The following is a 14,518-nucleotide window of genomic DNA, read 5'->3' on the forward strand; positions in this document are numbered from 1 at the left end:
CCACAGCCCGCCGCCGCGCCCCGAGCCCGCGCCGCAGCCCGCTCCCACACCCGACCTGCTGGAATTGACGCCCGGCCTGCCCGATACCGCCGGCATCATCACCCCCGAATGGCGCGCCGCCTGGCGCGATGCCGCCGCCCAGCCGCTTTCCGATGCCCCTCCACTCCCCCACCACATAGCCAACCACCTGCGCCACATGCGCGGGCTGCGGGTGGATCCGCGCCGCATCGTCGTTACCGCCGGTGCCCGCGATGGCCTAGCCTTAGTGCTGCGCACGCTCGGTACCGCGCTGCGCGTCGGTGTCGAATCGCCCGGCTACCCCAGCCTGCGCCGCATCCCGCAGGCGCTTGGCCATGAGTTGGTGAACGTGCCCACCGATGCCGATGGCGTTACCGTTCCCGATACCGACCTCGACGCGCTCATTGTCACCCCAAGCCACCAGTACCCGTATGGCGCCTCGCTGCCGGCCGAACGCCGCGCCGAACTCGTCGCCTGGGCCCGCCAGCATGGCGCTTTACTCATCGAGGATGACTTCGATTCCGAGCTGCGCTACGTGGGTCAACCGCTGCCCGCGCTCGCCGCGCTCGCCCCAGAGCGCACCGTGTTGCTAGGTACGTTTTCCACCGTCATTTCGCCGTCCATCGCCTGCGGCTATGTGGTGGTCCCGGATGGGCTGCGCGGGGGCATCGACAAGCAGCGCGAAATCTTTGGCCAGCCGGTCGGCACCATCCCACAGGCCGCGCTCGCCCATTACCTGGCAAGCGGGGCGCTGCGGCGCCACACCGGCCGCATGCGCCGGACCTATAAGCGCCGCCGCGACCTCGTGGCCGATGCCCTGGGCACTCTCCCCGGCGCGCGCCTGCTGCCCATCAACGGCGGCCTGCACGCGGTTTTGCTCTGCGATCCGGCCATCGTCCCGCGCGCCGCCGCCCGCGGCATCAAGCTGACCCCGCTGCGCGAATACTGGGGCGGAGTGGACGCCGAAGACGGCGTCGTTTTAGGCTTTGGCCACCTAAGCGATGACGACCTGCGCCACAGCCTGAGCGCAGTCGCCGCAGCCCTGCGCGAGTGTTAGCCTGAAATTAAATACCCCGCACAGAAAGGCGTAAGAATGACGCTTGGCCCGCTCGAACTTCTGCTCATGCTCATCCCGCTAGCTATCTACATCGGACTTATAGCCGGTGTCATTTATTTAATCGTGCAGGTCGCGCGTAATTCCAATGATATTAAGCAAAATTCGCAGGCCATCGCGCAGCTTCGCGAGGCACAGAAAAACGGCCCCTCCGCTGGGCAGGGGCCGCATTCTTAAATGCCTAGTCCGCAGGCTTTTCCGTATTTACCACCTGCGAGAAGTTCTCGCTGAATTCCTTGAACCCCTTATTAAAGGTGCCCAGGTTTTCCATGAAGCCACCCATGATGTCTATGGGCAGCGGAAAAACGATGGTGGAGTTTTGGTCCGCGCCGAGCTCCAGCACCGTTTGTAGGTAGCGCAGCTGCAGCGCCGCCGGAGCCTTGCCCAGCTCCTCGGCGGCCTCGCGCAGCTCGCGGGAGGACTGCAGCTCACCGTGGGCCGAAATAACCTTGGCGCGGCGCTCGCGCTCCGCCTCCGCCTCGCGCGCCAGGGCGCGCTGCATCATCTCTGGGATCTCAACGTCCTTAATCTCTACGATGCGGGTCAGCACGCCCCACCGTTCAGTTTGGCCGTTGATGATCGCCGCCAGGTCCTCGTTGAGCTCCTCGCGGTGGGCCAACAGGTCATCGAGGCTCGCCCGCCCCAAGAGCGAACGCAGGGTGGTCTGGGCAATCTGCGAGGTGGCCACGGCGTAGTTTTCGACCTCGAGGACCGCCTTGCTCGAATCGGTGACCTCGAACATGACCACCGCATTCACGCGCACGGACACGTTATCCTTAGTGATGATTTCCTGCGGCGGAATCGTCAGCGTCACCACACGCAAATCCACGCGCTCCAGCTTATCGATGCCCGGCAGCAAGAAATGCAGCCCCGGCTCCAGCATCGGCCGCAGGTGGCCAAAGCGGAAGGTCACGCCCCGCTCGTACTGCTTAATCACCTTGAGCGAGTAGGACAAAAATACCCCGATGAGGGCGATGATGATGCCGATGACGATCGGCCAGAATACGGGAGCGGACACTTAGACTTCCCCTTCCAGTTCTTGACGCACCGAGCGATAGCGCGTGGATTTTCCGTACTTCGAACCATAGCGGTCAACCTGCGCTGCCAATTCCGCCTCGTGGTTATCCATCTCCGGCACCACCAGCTGCGGCGCGTTCGAGGAAGTATTCCACAGGTGCCGGGCCAGCGGGTACACGCCGAACCCGGTGATGATGAGTACCGTGGCCAGCGTCAACGCCACCTCCGAGGGCGAATGATAGCTAATCAGCGAGGCCAGCGGCAGCAGGTAGCCCATCGCCGCGACCGCCAGCGCGATGCCGCGGTGGAAGCGCCCCGAATCCGAGTGCGGCCACGGGTCCAATTGGCGCGTGACCTCCCGGCCATGGTGCGAGACCGTGCACTGTTGCTTGACTGGGCAGGTATTGCACACGGTCGGGTTCGCACGGTAGCGCATGACGCGGTTTTCCGGGTCGAAGCTGGAGGGCCAGAGCCAGTGATCTTCGGGGCATCGCCAAGCATCGTGGTCTTCCAAGTACCGGAACGTGCCGGATTGGTTGGACATGGTGCGGTTGGCGGTTTGTTGCGCGAGCAAGTCGAATACCCAGGCCACTGCGAGCAGGAAAAGCCCGTAGCACGCGGATAGTACGGTAAATGCACCCGGCATTAGTCGTCCTTCTTATCCGAGCGGTAGGTACCGCCCCACTTGGTGCGCGATTCAAATTCCTGGCGCGGCGCGGTGGCGGAATCGCCGCGCTCGGCATCGGGATCTTCCTCCTCAACGAAGGCACCGCGCTCATCGATGTACCCGTAGCGCCGGCCCGTGGAGCTGCGCTTGTCGACGCGCCCCTTGCCGCCCGAAACCAGCCCCACCGAGGAGCCCACGGGGACCTCGCCCGCGTGGTCGTCCTCGTCCGGGGTGATGATGCTAAACAGCGGGTTGGTTGGGTGTTCCTCCACCGTTGGGATCTCCTTTTTGTAAAGCACGCCGCGCAGCGCCATCCAGAGGAAGGGCAGGACGCCGAGGAGGAACATGACATCGCCAGGCAGGCGCAGCCATTCCATGATGAAGTTGCCGGGCTGGGTGATATAGCCCAGCGACCGCGCTTCCACGTAGCCCGATCCGACGGATTCGTAGAGCTGCATGATGCCAAGCGGCAGGAGCGAAATGACCACCATCCACAGCAGGCCCAGGTTTTGCAGCCAGAAAGCCCAGCCCATGGCCTTATCGGACCACTTGTCCTTGGGGATGAGGTAGCGCAGCGCAAAGACCGACAGGCCCACGGCGAGGAATCCGTAGACGCCCATCATCGCGCCGTGTGCGTGGTTGGCGGTAAGCGCCGTGCCGATTTCGTAGTAGGAGACGATGGGCAGGTTGACGAGGAAGCCGAAGATGCCCGCGCCCAAGAAGTTCCAGAAACCGACGGAGACGAGGAACATGACCGCCCAGCGGTGCGGGAAGGGGCGCTCGCCCGAGGCACGCTGGCGGGAGCCCAGCTGCATGAAGGTCCATGCTTCAACGGTCAACAGGGTCAGCGGCACGACCTCGGCGGCCGAGAAGAATGCGCCCAGGGCCATGTGCTCGACCGGGGTGCCCGAGAAGTACAGGTGGTGCATCGTGCCCAGCACGCCACCGGTGGAATAGAGGATGACGTCCAAGAAGATGATGCCTAGGGCGATCTTTTCGCGGACCACGCCGAGCAGGACGAAGACGTAGGCCACCATGACGGTGGTAAATAGCTCGAGGAAGTCCTCCACCCACAGGTGAACCACCCAGAAGCGCCAGAACTCAGCGACGGAGATGTGGGTTTCCGATCCCGCCAGGTTGCCCACCGCGTAGAACGCTGGGATGGCCAGGCCGGCGTAGAAGAAGAGCCACGGCATATTGGACTTGTGTTCATTTTTCAGGCGGCCGCGCAGCTGGCGGTAGATGATGCCAATCCACACGAACATGCCGATGGTCAGCAGCACCTGGAAGAAGCGCGGCAGGTCCAGATACTCCCACTGCTGAGAAAAGAGCGTGCCCTCTTCGATGTAGCCCATGGTGGAAAGCCATTCAAAGGCCATGGAACCAAAGACCACGACCGCGATGGCGCCGAGCAGGAACCATACGAGCCAATTCTGCTTCTTCGGTTCCTTCTTACCCACGAACGAGGCCAGGAAGATACCGGCTGCCAAGAGCCCGCCGGCGGTCCACAGGAGGGAGAGCTGCACGTGCCAGGTGCGCGAGACGTTATAGGGGAGGATTTCTTGCAGCGGTATGCCAAAGAAGCCGGTTAGCTCCGTGCGATAGTGCTGGCTGGCCGCACCCAGCAGCGCCTGAATCAAGAACAGCAACGCAATGACTAGGACGAACCAGGCCACCACCTTTTGCGACTTAGTCAGCCCGACCTCGCCCGGTTGCTTAAAGTCCAGGTTCGGCGCTTCTTCCGAATGCCAACCGATGGACTTGGACCACCGGCCGTAAATGGCAAAGATCAGGCCGGTACCGCCGATGAGCGCGATGAGCGAGAGCACCGACCACACCACGAGGTCCGCGGTCGGGCCGTTGTCCACGCGCGATTCCGCTGGCCAGTTATTGGTATAGGAATAGTCCTGGCCCGGACGCTCTGCCGCCGAAGCCCACGCGGTCCAGCCGAAGAAACCGACGAGGTTATTGATGTCTTGCTCATCGGTAATAAAGTCCGACGGCAAGCCACTGTTGTGGGAATCCGGGCCAAAGTACTGCGCGTAGTAGTCCTTATTGGCCTCGAATGCCGAAATCTGGTTATCGGTCCACTCCAGTACGCCCGTTTCTTCGTCATAGCGGTTGGTGCGGAATTCTTCTACCACGGCTTCTTCGGGAGTGGCGGAGGAATCAACGAAATCGGGCATACCATTCGCGTCGTTTTCCTCACGGGCATGGTCGAGGGCGCGGCGCAGGTACTCCGCCGTATAGTCTGGGCCCAAGTAGGCGCCGTGCCCCAGCACGGAGCCGTATTGCTGCAGGCCGCGGGCCTGGTACAGCGCCTGGCCGTTAGTGATTTCGTCCTTGGTGAGGACCGTTTCGCCCGTGGATTCGGAGACAATCTTTTCCGGCAACGGCATGGATGCGTCATAGGTGCGGTACGCCAAGAATCCCATGACCAAGAAGCCAAAGATCATCACGAGGGCGATGCCCTGCACCCACACGTTGCTCACCTTGAGGACCGGTTTCTTCCGGTCTTCAACCCCAGTCGTGGTGGTGGCCATAAAGTGTCCCTTTCACAGTTGTAGAGAGTTCGACATACATCATTATGAACGGGCAAAGCGGTGTTAAATAGTCGAACGGAGCACCTCTACCCCCATTCACCCTCATTAGACGGACCGCACGCGGTCACTATTGGAAAAATCGGTGCACCATATAGCCGGGTTCCGCCCCCAGAATGCCCACCCAGCTTGTTTACCCCCGGTTTTTCCGTAACAATTAATGCATGACATTCGCAGAGCACACCAAGCGCAATTGGCTCATCACGTTCTTCGCCGCGATCTTCCTCGCCGCCATCGTCTGCATGATTTTCTTAAACGATCCGCACCGCACGATGGTGGTCGCCATGGTCTTTATCGCCTCGGCAATCCTGCTCTTCGGCGCGATCCTCGGAATCTGGTACCTATTTCGCCGCAAGGACACCAAAGACCCGCAGTAGTTAGGCTGGGCAGCTTCCCGAAGCCTGCGAGCAGCGGCGCCGCGATCACGATGCCCATCCATGACGCCGCGCTTTCCGATGTCGGCCGCCCCGCCTTCGACACCATGCTCACCAAAGCCGGAGTACAGGGCTATAAGCGGCTAAGCCCAAGCGATTAATTTACCGCTTAGTCTATTTTTATTCTCCGACTACCCTGCGGTTTCGCGCCAGGGTGCTGTACGTTACATACCGCTTGGTCTAGTCTTGCGTGGCATGACGACGAAATACGATAACTCCAACGCAGACTGGTCCTTCGCTACCCGCTCCGTTCACGCAGGCCAAAACCTCGACGGCGCGCACAACTCCCGCAACGTGCCGATTTACCAAACTACCTCGTACGTCTTTGATGACGCCGAGCACGCGGCCAACCGCTTTAACCTCTCCGATGCAGGCCCCATCTACACCCGCCTGACCAACCCAACGCAGGATGCGCTGGAAGAGCGCCTGGCCTCCCTTGAAGGCGGTGTGGCCGCCGTGGCCTTTGCCTCCGGCCAGGCCGCAGAGACCGCGGCCATTTTCAACCTCGCCTCGGCAGGCGATCACATCGTCACCTCCCCGCGCCTCTACGGCGGCACCTCCACCCTCTTTACCGTCACCCTCAAGCGGCTTGGCATCGACGTCACCCTCGTCGAAAACCCGGACGATCCTCAGTCCTGGCAGGACGCCGTGCAGCCTAATACCAAGGCCTTTTACGGCGAGACCTTTGGCAACCCGGTAGCCGATGTCCTCGACATCCCAGCCATCGCCGAGGTGGCCCACACTAACCAGGTCCCGCTCATCGTGGATAACACCATCGCCACCGCGGCGCTGGCCCGCCCGCTCGACTTGGGTGCGGACATCGTCGTGGTTTCGACCACGAAGTTCTACACCGGCAACGGTTCCGCGGTGGGCGGCGCGATTATCGATGGCGGCTCCTTCGACTGGACCGTCGAGCGCGACGGCAAGCCAGTATTCCCCTACTTCGTCACCCCGGACGAGGCCTACCACGGCCTAAAATACGCCGACCTCGGCGCCCCCGCCTTTGCACTCAAGGCCCGCGCCGGCCTGCTGCGCGATACCGGCGCCGCCATTTCCCCATTCAATGCATGGCTGACGCTCAATGGCATTGAGACGGTAGGGCTGCGCATCGACAAGCACAATGCCAACGCCCAGGCCGTGGCCGAGTACCTGGAAGGCCACGCCAAGGTGACGAAGGTCAACTACGCCGGCCTGGATTCCTCGCCGTATAAGAAGATTAAGGAGAAGCTGGGTTACTCCTATACCGGCTCCGTGCTGTCCTTCGATATTGACGGCGGGCGCGAGGAAGCATGGGCGTTTATCGATGCCCTGAAACTCCACTCCAACCTCGCCAATATCGGCGATACCCGCTCGCTGGCGGTTCACCCGGCGACCACCACGCACTCGCAATCCGATGATGCCGCCCTGGCCGCGGCGGGTATTGCGCAGTCCACCATCCGTTTGTCCGTGGGCATTGAAGATATCGACGACATCATTGCTGACCTCGAACTGGGATTTAAAGCACTGGCATGAGCTGTATAAGTATCGGCGATTTTCGCACCGAAGCAGGCGCCACGCTTTCCGATGCCCACATCGCCTACCACCGCTTCGGCCATTTCCTCGGCGATCCGCACGGCGGAAATAACGTCATTTTGGTGGAACACGCGCTGACCGGCAATGCCGATGTGGCCGAGTGGTGGTGTGATCTCATTGGCCCAGGCAAGGCGCTGGATACGACGAAGTGGTGCGTTATCGCCATGAACGCACTCGGCGGCTGCAATGGCTCCACCGGCCCCTCCTCCCCGCATGCGGATGGCCGCAGTTGGGGATCGCGCTTTCCGGCGCTATCCATTCGCGATTTGGTGGCCGCGGAGAAAAAGGCGCTAGAAGAGCTGGGGATAACGCGCGTGCATGCGATCATCGGTGGTTCCATGGGTGGAGCGCGCACCTTGGAATGGACGCTGATGTACCCGGATGCGGTCGATGCCGCGTGCGTTATTGCCGTCTCCGCGCGCGCCTCCGCGTGGCAGATTGGTATCCAGTCGGCGCAGATTTCCGCGATTGAACGCGATCCCTTCTGGCACGGCGGCGACTATTATTCCTCCTCTCAGCGTCCCCGCGAGGGCCTGGCGGCGGCGCGGCGCATCGCGCACTTGACGTATCGCGGCGAGCAGGAAATCGATGAGCGCTTTGGCGTCCAAGCCCAAACCGGCGAAGAACCGCTGGGGCCCTACCGCCGGCACGACCAGCGCTTCGCTGTGAATTCCTACCTGGATTACCAGGGCTCGAAGCTGGCGGATCACTTCGATGCCGGTTCCTACGTCACGCTTACCGAGGCCCTCAACCGCCACGACATCGGCCGCGGCCGCGGCGGCCTGAACCGCGCTCTCGGTTCCTCGCAGGTACCGACCATGGTCGTGGGTGTTGACACGGACATCCTTTATCCCTACCACCAGCAGGAACACCTCTCGCGCAACTTGGGCAACCTGCTGGCCATGGCGAAGGTAGTCTCACCCGTTGGCCACGATGCATTCCTCACGGAATCGCGCCAGATGGACCGCATCCTGCGCAACTTCCTCACCCTGTCCCAACCGCACCCGCTGGACGTGGACAGCACCATCGACTACGCCATCTAGCCGTCCCCGCCTGCGCACGGCCACTCGGCCCCAGACACAGCTGCTTGCAGTGACAGGTGGTTCGGCGTGGCTGGGCGAGCAGCGCACGGGTGGCCATCGATCTGGCGCGCAGGTTTACGGTCGCGGGTGGTCCGGCACACGAACAGGACGCGGCGCGAGGCAGGCAGTGGCGGGGTCCGGATCGAGGGGCGCGATGTGTGGCTAGCCAGGACTCTTTACAAAAGGCATACAGAAGGATCGCCGAAGCGGCGCAGCATTTACTGCGCTGGCTTCGGCGATGTTTTTATCGGGCCCAGGGCGGGCGCCACACGATTCCTTCGTGCGGGCGGCGCTCTAAGCGCCCACGACGGGGCGAGGCATTCGGGTCATCGTCGTTAACGGAGTTGTGGTACTTGCAGGCGATGGTCAGGTTCTCGGCATTGGTCTCGCCGCCGAGCAGCCACGGTTGCAGGTGGTGAACCTGGCATTCATCGGCCGGAATATGGCAATCGGGCCACGGGCACACCGGATTTTCCGCCATCGCCATCTGCCGCTGCTTCCAGGTGGCCAGCCGGCGCGTGTGGTACAGGTTCACGGGACCGGTGACGGGGTGGATGAGGGTGATGAGGCCGGCATCGGCAAGCGCGCGCTCCGCTAGCTGCGCACCGGTGATGGTGGCGCCGTTGGTCAGCTGCAGGGTGACCTCGTCCTCGCCGTGGGTGACCTTCACCATGTCATCCAGGGTTAGGACCACGTTGGTGGTGATGGTGGAGGTAGCCGCGCCCTCTGCAAAGACCCGGCGCGCATCGTCCACGGTGGAGACGTGGTTATTAATCTCGGCCACCAAGTCCGATTCCGCGGTGATGGTCAGCGTCCACAGGTCATCGGTGCGGCGGGTGAGCCGGACGCCCTCCGCGCGCTTCTGGGTGCGTTCCTCCTTGACGCGGCGGCGGGCGCGCTTTTCTATCTCGCTGGTAGAAACGTTGAGCCGGCACAGCTCCTCGCGCAGGGCCCACGCCGCGCGCTGGGTCTTCAGCTTCTGCGCGTGCACCTCAATGATTTTCAGCGCATCGAGCGGGAGCGCGGTTTTGCGGGCGGCGCGCTGCTTGGCGCTAAACGATGTCCTACCAAAATACGTATCCGCCAAGCGCGCGAATTCCGCGGCCTCTTTATCGCTGAAACCGCGGTCTACCAATTCGGCTTCGGATAGCCCGGCGCACTCCCCGATGAGCGCCATCGGGGAGTTTATCGCTGCGAGGTAATCCGAAATCATGGCCCCGAGCCTAAACCGCAGGTAGCGGCGGGCGCGAGGCCAAGAGTGCTGCGGCTGTGGATAACCACGCGACACGCCGCAGATTGGTGATACTGAAACAATCACCTGTGGATAACTAGCTGCCCAGCGCGTCCACGGAGTAGGCGAGAAAGGCCATCAGCGCGCCGATGACGCCTGTAAACGTGGCATCGAAGCGGCGCGAGCGCACCGCCAGCACGCCGACGCGGCTCGAATCGCACGTCAGGCGCACCACCGTCAGCCACAGCAGCGCAAGCCCGAGCAAAAAGGTGGCCCTGCGCCAATACTCGAAAATGGCGTAGCCGCCGGACAGGGCCACCCCGGCGATGAAGAGCCCGATGGCCACCCACTGCACGGAGGCGGGCAGCGGGGACGGTGTCAGGTGCGCGTCGTGGGGATTGTCTAAATTCACGCCAGTTTTTCCGCGCGCTCAACGATGTTGCGTACCAAAAAGGCGCGCGTGAGCGGTCCGACGCCGCCTGGGTTGGGCGAGACGTACCCGGCCTTATCCCAGCAATCGGGGGCGATATCACCGGTGAGCTTGCCGTCGACGCGGGACACGCCGACATCGAGAAGCGCGGCGCCTTCCTTAATCATGTCCGCGGTGAGCATGTGTGGCTGGCCGGCGGCGGCGATGACGATATCGGCATCGCGAGTTTCGGCGGCGAGATCCTTCGTGCCGGTGTGGCACAGGGTAACGGTGGAGTTCTCGCTGCGACGGGTGAGCATCAGGCCAATGGGGCGGCCGACGGTCACGCCGCGGCCGATGACGACGGTCTTGGCGCCGTTCAGCTCCACGCCGAAGCGGCGCAGCAGGTGCAAGCAGCCATTCGGGGTGCACGGCAGCGGGGCCTCCTCATTGAGCACGAGCTTGCCCAGGTTGACCGGGTGGAGGCCATCGGCGTCCTTTTCGGGATCGATGCGCTCGAGGATGGCGTTTTCATCCAGGTGCTTGGGCAGCGGGAGCTGGACGATGTAGCCAGTGCAGGCGTCATCGGCATTGAGCTCATCGATAACCGCCTCAAGCTCTTCCTGCGAAATATCCGCCGGCAGGTCCTTGCGAATGGAGTTGATGCCCAGCTTTTCGCAATCGCGGTGCTTCATCTTTACATAGGACTGGGAGCCTGGGTCCTCGCCCACCAGAACGGTGGCCAGGCCAGGGGTTATCCCCTTATCCTTCAAGGCGGCCACGCGCTCGGCGAGGTCCGCAAAAATCTCGTCACGGTACAAGGTGCCATCTAGTTTGGTAGCGCTCATAGCCCCCATCCTAGACTGAAGGCATGAGCCAGCTGCACATCGTCTTTGATAATCCCGTCATTCCCACCAATACCGGCAATGCCATTCGCACCGCGGCGGTAACGGGCGCGAGCCTGCACCTGATTGAGCCACTGGGATTTAACTTTGACGATAAGCACTTGAAGCGCGCCGGGCTGGACTATCACGACCTGGCGGATGTGCAGATTCATAAGGATTTCGACGCGTGCATGGAGGCGCTGCCCGGCGCGCGCGTTTTCGCGTTTACCACGCATACGGATAAGTGGTTTACGGAGGTCGACTACCAGGATGGCGACGTGCTGCTCTTCGGCACGGAGCCGACAGGCCTGCCAGATGAGCATGTCAACCATCCGCGCATCACCGATCAGGTGCGCATTCCGATGGTCCCGGCTAGGCGCTCGATGAACCTCTCCAACTCCGCATCAACCGCGGTCTTTGAGGCCTGGCGCCAGCTGGGGTTTAAGGGAGCGGTGTAAGTTCTGGCAGGTCGCGGGAGCGCAGGCGGTTGAGGAGGGCGTGGGCATCGGCAAGCGCGAGGTTGCGCGCCGCCATCTTGACGGGCCCCTGCACGAGGTCGAGCTCCACCGTGGCCAGGCCGAATAGCTGGGAAATCGGGCCGCGGCGCAGGGTGAGCTCCTGAATGTGGCGCAGCTCGATGGCCTGGACGCGGCGGTTGAAGCGGCCGGCGCGCACGATGACGTAGTCGCCGGCCAGCGCGACGGTTTGCTGCCGGTAATCGATGGGCGAGACCCATTTGGCGCGCGCGGGCGAGGCGTAGGTCGGGGCGGCATCGGCGGGCAGGAATTGCCGGGCTTGCTCGCGCTTGCCGACGGGCACGATCCGCGTCGACCCCGATCCCTCGCCGCTGGCCGTGCCACCGTAGCCGGCGACCGACACGCGCGTTTCGTACCAGCCGAAGGGCCGCCACAGGAACGGCTGGGTGACCTGGACGGCGTGGATGCGCTCGAGGCGGATGTTTTGGCGGCGGCGATCGGCAAGGCCGTAGGTGATATTGAGCACGTCATCATCAAGGCTGGCGGTGTAGCGCCACGAGGAGTCAATCACGTTCCAGGCGCGCGGGACAGTAGCCAAAAGGATGGGCAGCGTGATGGTCAGGGACATCGGCGTGACCACGAGGAAGATGAGGGCCGCAAGCAGGACGATCGTGGACGCGTGCAAGGCGGCCGCGGCCAGGGAACGCGCGATGGGGATTTCGGGGATGAGGACGTTGTCTTCCCCCTCGGCCAGCTGTTCCTCAGCTGGCCGCTCTTCAACTGGCTGCTCTCGCGGCTCACCGTGGACTCGGGAGAGGATTTCGGCGCGCAGGGCCTCGGCATCGCGCTTTGTCAGGAAGGCGATTTCGATGGCAGACGACTGCCCGCCGGCCGTTTCCACGCGCACGGCCGCGAGCCGAAAGAGGCGGGCGATAACGGGCTCGACGACGTCTACAGCCTGCGTGCGGTCATAGCGTGCCGTGCGCTGCTGCTTCGAAATAACCCCGCGGCGCAAGGTGAGTTCCTCCTCGCCCAGCTGGTAGCCCATCTGGCGCCACCACACGCCAGAGACGAGCCAGACCACCGCGCACACTGCGATGAACCCGGCCAGCGCGAGGCCAATATCGCGCAGGTCTGCCGCACTGTGTTCCCCGGTAACGAAGGCAAAGATTCCGCGCAGCGCCTCCATATTGACGTTTAAGGCAAATGCTGCGATGACGGCCAGGATGACCGACCACAGCCGCAGCAACGGGGTCAAGCGGTGGACGCGGTGGTACTTCATAGCCCGCTCATCCGTTCGCGGGCGTGGTGGGTGAGGCGGGTGCGGAGGGCATCGGCAAGCGGGGCTTCCAAACCCTTCACCGTGGCGTCCGTGGTTGCGGAGGCGGTGTGCAGCTGCAGCTCCTTGAGCCCGAAGGCGCGCTCGAGGGGGCCGGCGGTCACGTCCACGAACTGGATGCGGCCGTAGGGCACGACGGTGAAAGAATGCCACAGCTTGCCGCGCGTAATGAGCAGCTCATCGTCGGTTTCGCACCAGCCCATCCGGCGCACCTGGGCGGGGATGAGCCAAAGCAGCCAGAAAAAGAGGACGGCGAAGAGCCCCGCCGCCCAGTAGAACCACGGGGTCCACCAGTACCCTGCCGCTGCGGCCGCCGCGGCGAAGATAATCGTCCAGCCCAGGTGGCGGATGTAGCGCACCTTAACCAAACGCGGCGAGACGGGGTTCATTTCTTCGCTCATAGCTATTGACAGTAGCAATCGAGCCCGCACTCTTGCGCAACTTATCGTTAATCGATATTATCGAATTACGACAACATCGAAAGTCGATAAGGAGTCGACGGAAAGGATTGTCACGACCACCCCACAGGCCACCTCTCAAGCTGAGCGCCGCGAAATTAACGCGGCGGCCGCCTTCTGCCTGTTCACCATTGTCATCCTCGGCCCCACCTACCTTCGCGACCTTGTCACCGGACGCTTTTCCACCACACTGAGTGCGGCCATCCCGGAAGGCCTTAGCAAGCACAACCTCGACGGCGGGCCATTCTGGATGCTCACTGCGGGGCTCGTCGTCAAGATTGCAGGAATCTTGATTATCGCGTTCTTTGCCTACCGCTTGGTCAAACCAATGCTTCGTGGGCAGGTTTTCAATACGAAAAATATCCGCTTCCTTAATGGAATGACCTTTGGGATTTTCGTCTGGTTTATCGGACGCTTCCCACTCGAAGGGATGGGCAATAACTGGGCTTCCTCGCAGCTCGAAATTGACTGGTGGGCCAACCAGAGCGGATCCTCATTAGGCGAGCTTGCGCTGCCCTACCTTTTTGTCTGCACCCTCCAGCTCTTCTCAGTTGCCATCAAGCGCGGCAGCAAGCTCGAAGAGGAGGTTGAAGGCCTTGTCTGAGGGGCAAGAACCCCAGGTGATCTGCCACCTCGACCGGATAATGGAGGAGCGCGGTATTACCGGAGCGGCGCTCGCCAAAGAGGTGGGCATCACCCCAGTTAACCTGTCCGTCCTGAAGAATAATCGCGCCAAGGCCGTGCGCTTTAACACCCTTGCGGCACTGTGTGCGGCGCTGGACTGCCAGCCGGGCGATATTTTCGAAGTGGAATAGAAAACCTTGTCTTTACTTTGGGTTTATGCAATATTCTGACCCATATCTCCAAAGAAAAAGCCCTCCGCACCCATCTATAACCTGGGTACGTGTGCTGCGCGCCGAGCGGGACATGTCGCGCGCCCAGCTGGCTGAGGCCATCAACGTCAACCCGCAGACCGTCGGCGCCCTCGAGCGCGGGGACCACTCCCCCAGCCTGGACCTAGCCTTCCGCGTCTGCGAGGTCTTTGACCTCCCCGTGGAGGCTATCTTTTCCCGCCAGGAGCTTTCCCCGATGTCCACCGAAATCTATAGGAAGAACTCCTAATGGCTAACTAGCTCACCGCAAGCGCCTAGTCCTGCCCGGCGAGCTTTTCCTCGGCCTGTCCACCGCATTTGGGCTGCAAATCTTCGGTGCGGAGC

General features: G+C 62.5%; 16 protein-coding genes and 1 pseudogene. 9 read left to right on the top strand and 8 right to left on the bottom strand.

Features of this window, described 5'->3' with window-relative positions; all coding sequences use genetic code 11:
• Positions 1-1,075: MocR-like pyridoxine biosynthesis transcription factor PdxR (gene pdxR, locus MHX65_RS04515; RefSeq protein WP_239268992.1), on the top strand; the 1,075-nt coding region annotated here is incomplete at its 5' end.
• A 36-nt stretch (positions 1,076-1,111) separates the two neighbouring features.
• Entirely contained in the window at positions 1,112-1,309 is a 198-nt protein-coding gene (locus MHX65_RS04520) for a hypothetical protein (RefSeq protein WP_023016815.1), read from the top strand.
• Between the two features lie 4 nt (positions 1,310-1,313).
• Here the strand turns inward: MHX65_RS04520 and MHX65_RS04525 are convergent, their stop codons facing one another.
• From MHX65_RS04525 to MHX65_RS04535, 3 genes are read right to left on the bottom strand one after another with little or no spacing between them, the layout of a single operon-like run.
• Complete coding sequence (locus MHX65_RS04525) at positions 1,314-2,150, bottom strand: SPFH domain-containing protein (protein ID WP_370657789.1); 837 nt, start codon at positions 2,148-2,150, stop codon at positions 1,314-1,316.
• Positions 2,151-2,795, bottom strand: a complete 645-nt coding sequence (locus MHX65_RS04530) for a hypothetical protein (protein ID WP_239268994.1) — start codon at positions 2,793-2,795, stop codon at positions 2,151-2,153. It abuts the gene before it with no gap.
• Positions 2,795-5,359, bottom strand: a complete 2,565-nt coding sequence (locus tag MHX65_RS04535) for a nitric-oxide reductase large subunit (protein ID WP_239268996.1) — start codon at positions 5,357-5,359, stop codon at positions 2,795-2,797. The genes MHX65_RS04530 and MHX65_RS04535 overlap by 1 nt, the downstream gene beginning before the upstream one ends.
• A 221-nt stretch (positions 5,360-5,580) precedes the next feature.
• On the opposite strand from MHX65_RS04535, the gene MHX65_RS04540 reads away from it, so the two are divergent.
• The 3 genes from MHX65_RS04540 (at position 5,581) to metX (ending at position 8,465) form a co-directional block, all read left to right on the top strand.
• Positions 5,581-5,793, top strand: coding sequence for a hypothetical protein (locus MHX65_RS04540; RefSeq protein WP_239268998.1), 213 nt, complete (start codon positions 5,581-5,583; stop codon positions 5,791-5,793).
• A 252-nt stretch (positions 5,794-6,045) separates the two neighbouring features.
• Positions 6,046-7,362: an O-acetylhomoserine/O-acetylserine sulfhydrylase gene (locus MHX65_RS04545; RefSeq protein ID WP_239269000.1), complete on the top strand. Its 1,317-nt coding sequence runs from the start codon at positions 6,046-6,048 to the stop codon at positions 7,360-7,362.
• Positions 7,359-8,465, top strand: coding sequence for a homoserine O-acetyltransferase MetX (metX, locus tag MHX65_RS04550; protein ID WP_239269002.1), 1,107 nt, complete (start codon positions 7,359-7,361; stop codon positions 8,463-8,465). The genes MHX65_RS04545 and metX overlap by 4 nt, the downstream gene beginning before the upstream one ends.
• A gap of 283 nt (positions 8,466-8,748) precedes the next feature.
• On the opposite strand, the gene MHX65_RS04555 is transcribed toward metX, so the two are convergent.
• The 3 genes from MHX65_RS04555 to MHX65_RS04565 form a co-directional block, all read right to left on the bottom strand.
• A complete protein-coding gene (locus tag MHX65_RS04555; RefSeq protein WP_239269004.1) occupies positions 8,749-9,717 on the bottom strand; it encodes an HNH endonuclease signature motif containing protein in 969 nt (322 codons plus the stop codon).
• 115 nt (positions 9,718-9,832) lie between these two features.
• Positions 9,833-10,147 carry a DUF3017 domain-containing protein gene (locus MHX65_RS04560; RefSeq protein WP_239269006.1) on the bottom strand — a complete coding sequence of 105 codons (315 nt, stop codon included), beginning with the start codon at positions 10,145-10,147 and terminating at the stop codon, positions 9,833-9,835.
• Positions 10,144-10,992: a bifunctional methylenetetrahydrofolate dehydrogenase/methenyltetrahydrofolate cyclohydrolase gene (locus MHX65_RS04565; RefSeq protein WP_239269008.1), complete on the bottom strand. Its 849-nt coding sequence runs from the start codon at positions 10,990-10,992 to the stop codon at positions 10,144-10,146. Before MHX65_RS04565 ends, MHX65_RS04560 begins: the two co-directional genes overlap by 4 nt.
• A 23-nt stretch (positions 10,993-11,015) precedes the next feature.
• Here MHX65_RS04565 and MHX65_RS04570 point away from each other — a divergent pair, with 23 nt between their 5' ends.
• The gene (locus tag MHX65_RS04570) at positions 11,016-11,486 is read left to right on the top strand and encodes a tRNA (cytidine(34)-2'-O)-methyltransferase (RefSeq protein ID WP_239269010.1); all 471 of its coding nucleotides are present in this window, start codon (positions 11,016-11,018) and stop codon (positions 11,484-11,486) included.
• Here the strand turns inward: MHX65_RS04570 and MHX65_RS04575 are convergent.
• Both MHX65_RS04575 and MHX65_RS04580 read right to left on the bottom strand, forming a co-directional pair.
• Positions 11,470-12,786 carry a PH domain-containing protein gene (locus tag MHX65_RS04575; protein WP_239269012.1) on the bottom strand — a complete coding sequence of 439 codons (1,317 nt, stop codon included), beginning with the start codon at positions 12,784-12,786 and terminating at the stop codon, positions 11,470-11,472. The genes MHX65_RS04570 and MHX65_RS04575 overlap by 17 nt on opposite strands.
• Positions 12,783-13,244: a PH domain-containing protein gene (locus MHX65_RS04580; protein ID WP_239269014.1), complete on the bottom strand. Its 462-nt coding sequence runs from the start codon at positions 13,242-13,244 to the stop codon at positions 12,783-12,785. The genes MHX65_RS04575 and MHX65_RS04580 overlap by 4 nt, the downstream gene beginning before the upstream one ends.
• A gap of 346 nt (positions 13,245-13,590) precedes the next feature.
• Between MHX65_RS04580 and MHX65_RS04585 the strand changes: the two genes are divergently transcribed.
• The 3 genes and pseudogenes from MHX65_RS04585 (at position 13,591) to MHX65_RS04595 (ending at position 14,423) form a co-directional block, all read left to right on the top strand.
• Positions 13,591-13,905, top strand: coding sequence for a hypothetical protein (locus MHX65_RS04585; RefSeq protein ID WP_239269016.1), 315 nt, complete (start codon positions 13,591-13,593; stop codon positions 13,903-13,905).
• The gene (locus MHX65_RS04590) at positions 13,889-14,116 is read left to right on the top strand and encodes a helix-turn-helix domain-containing protein (RefSeq protein WP_255716931.1); all 228 of its coding nucleotides are present in this window, start codon (positions 13,889-13,891) and stop codon (positions 14,114-14,116) included. The genes MHX65_RS04585 and MHX65_RS04590 overlap by 17 nt, the downstream gene beginning before the upstream one ends.
• 42 nt (positions 14,117-14,158) lie before the next feature.
• Positions 14,159-14,423: pseudogene (locus MHX65_RS04595) on the top strand (helix-turn-helix transcriptional regulator).
• The last annotated feature ends 95 nt before the right edge of the window (positions 14,424-14,518 follow it).

The sequence above is a fragment of the Corynebacterium sp. ACRPS genome (assembly GCF_022346005.1).
Classification (GTDB): Bacteria; Actinomycetota; Actinomycetes; order Mycobacteriales; family Mycobacteriaceae; genus Corynebacterium.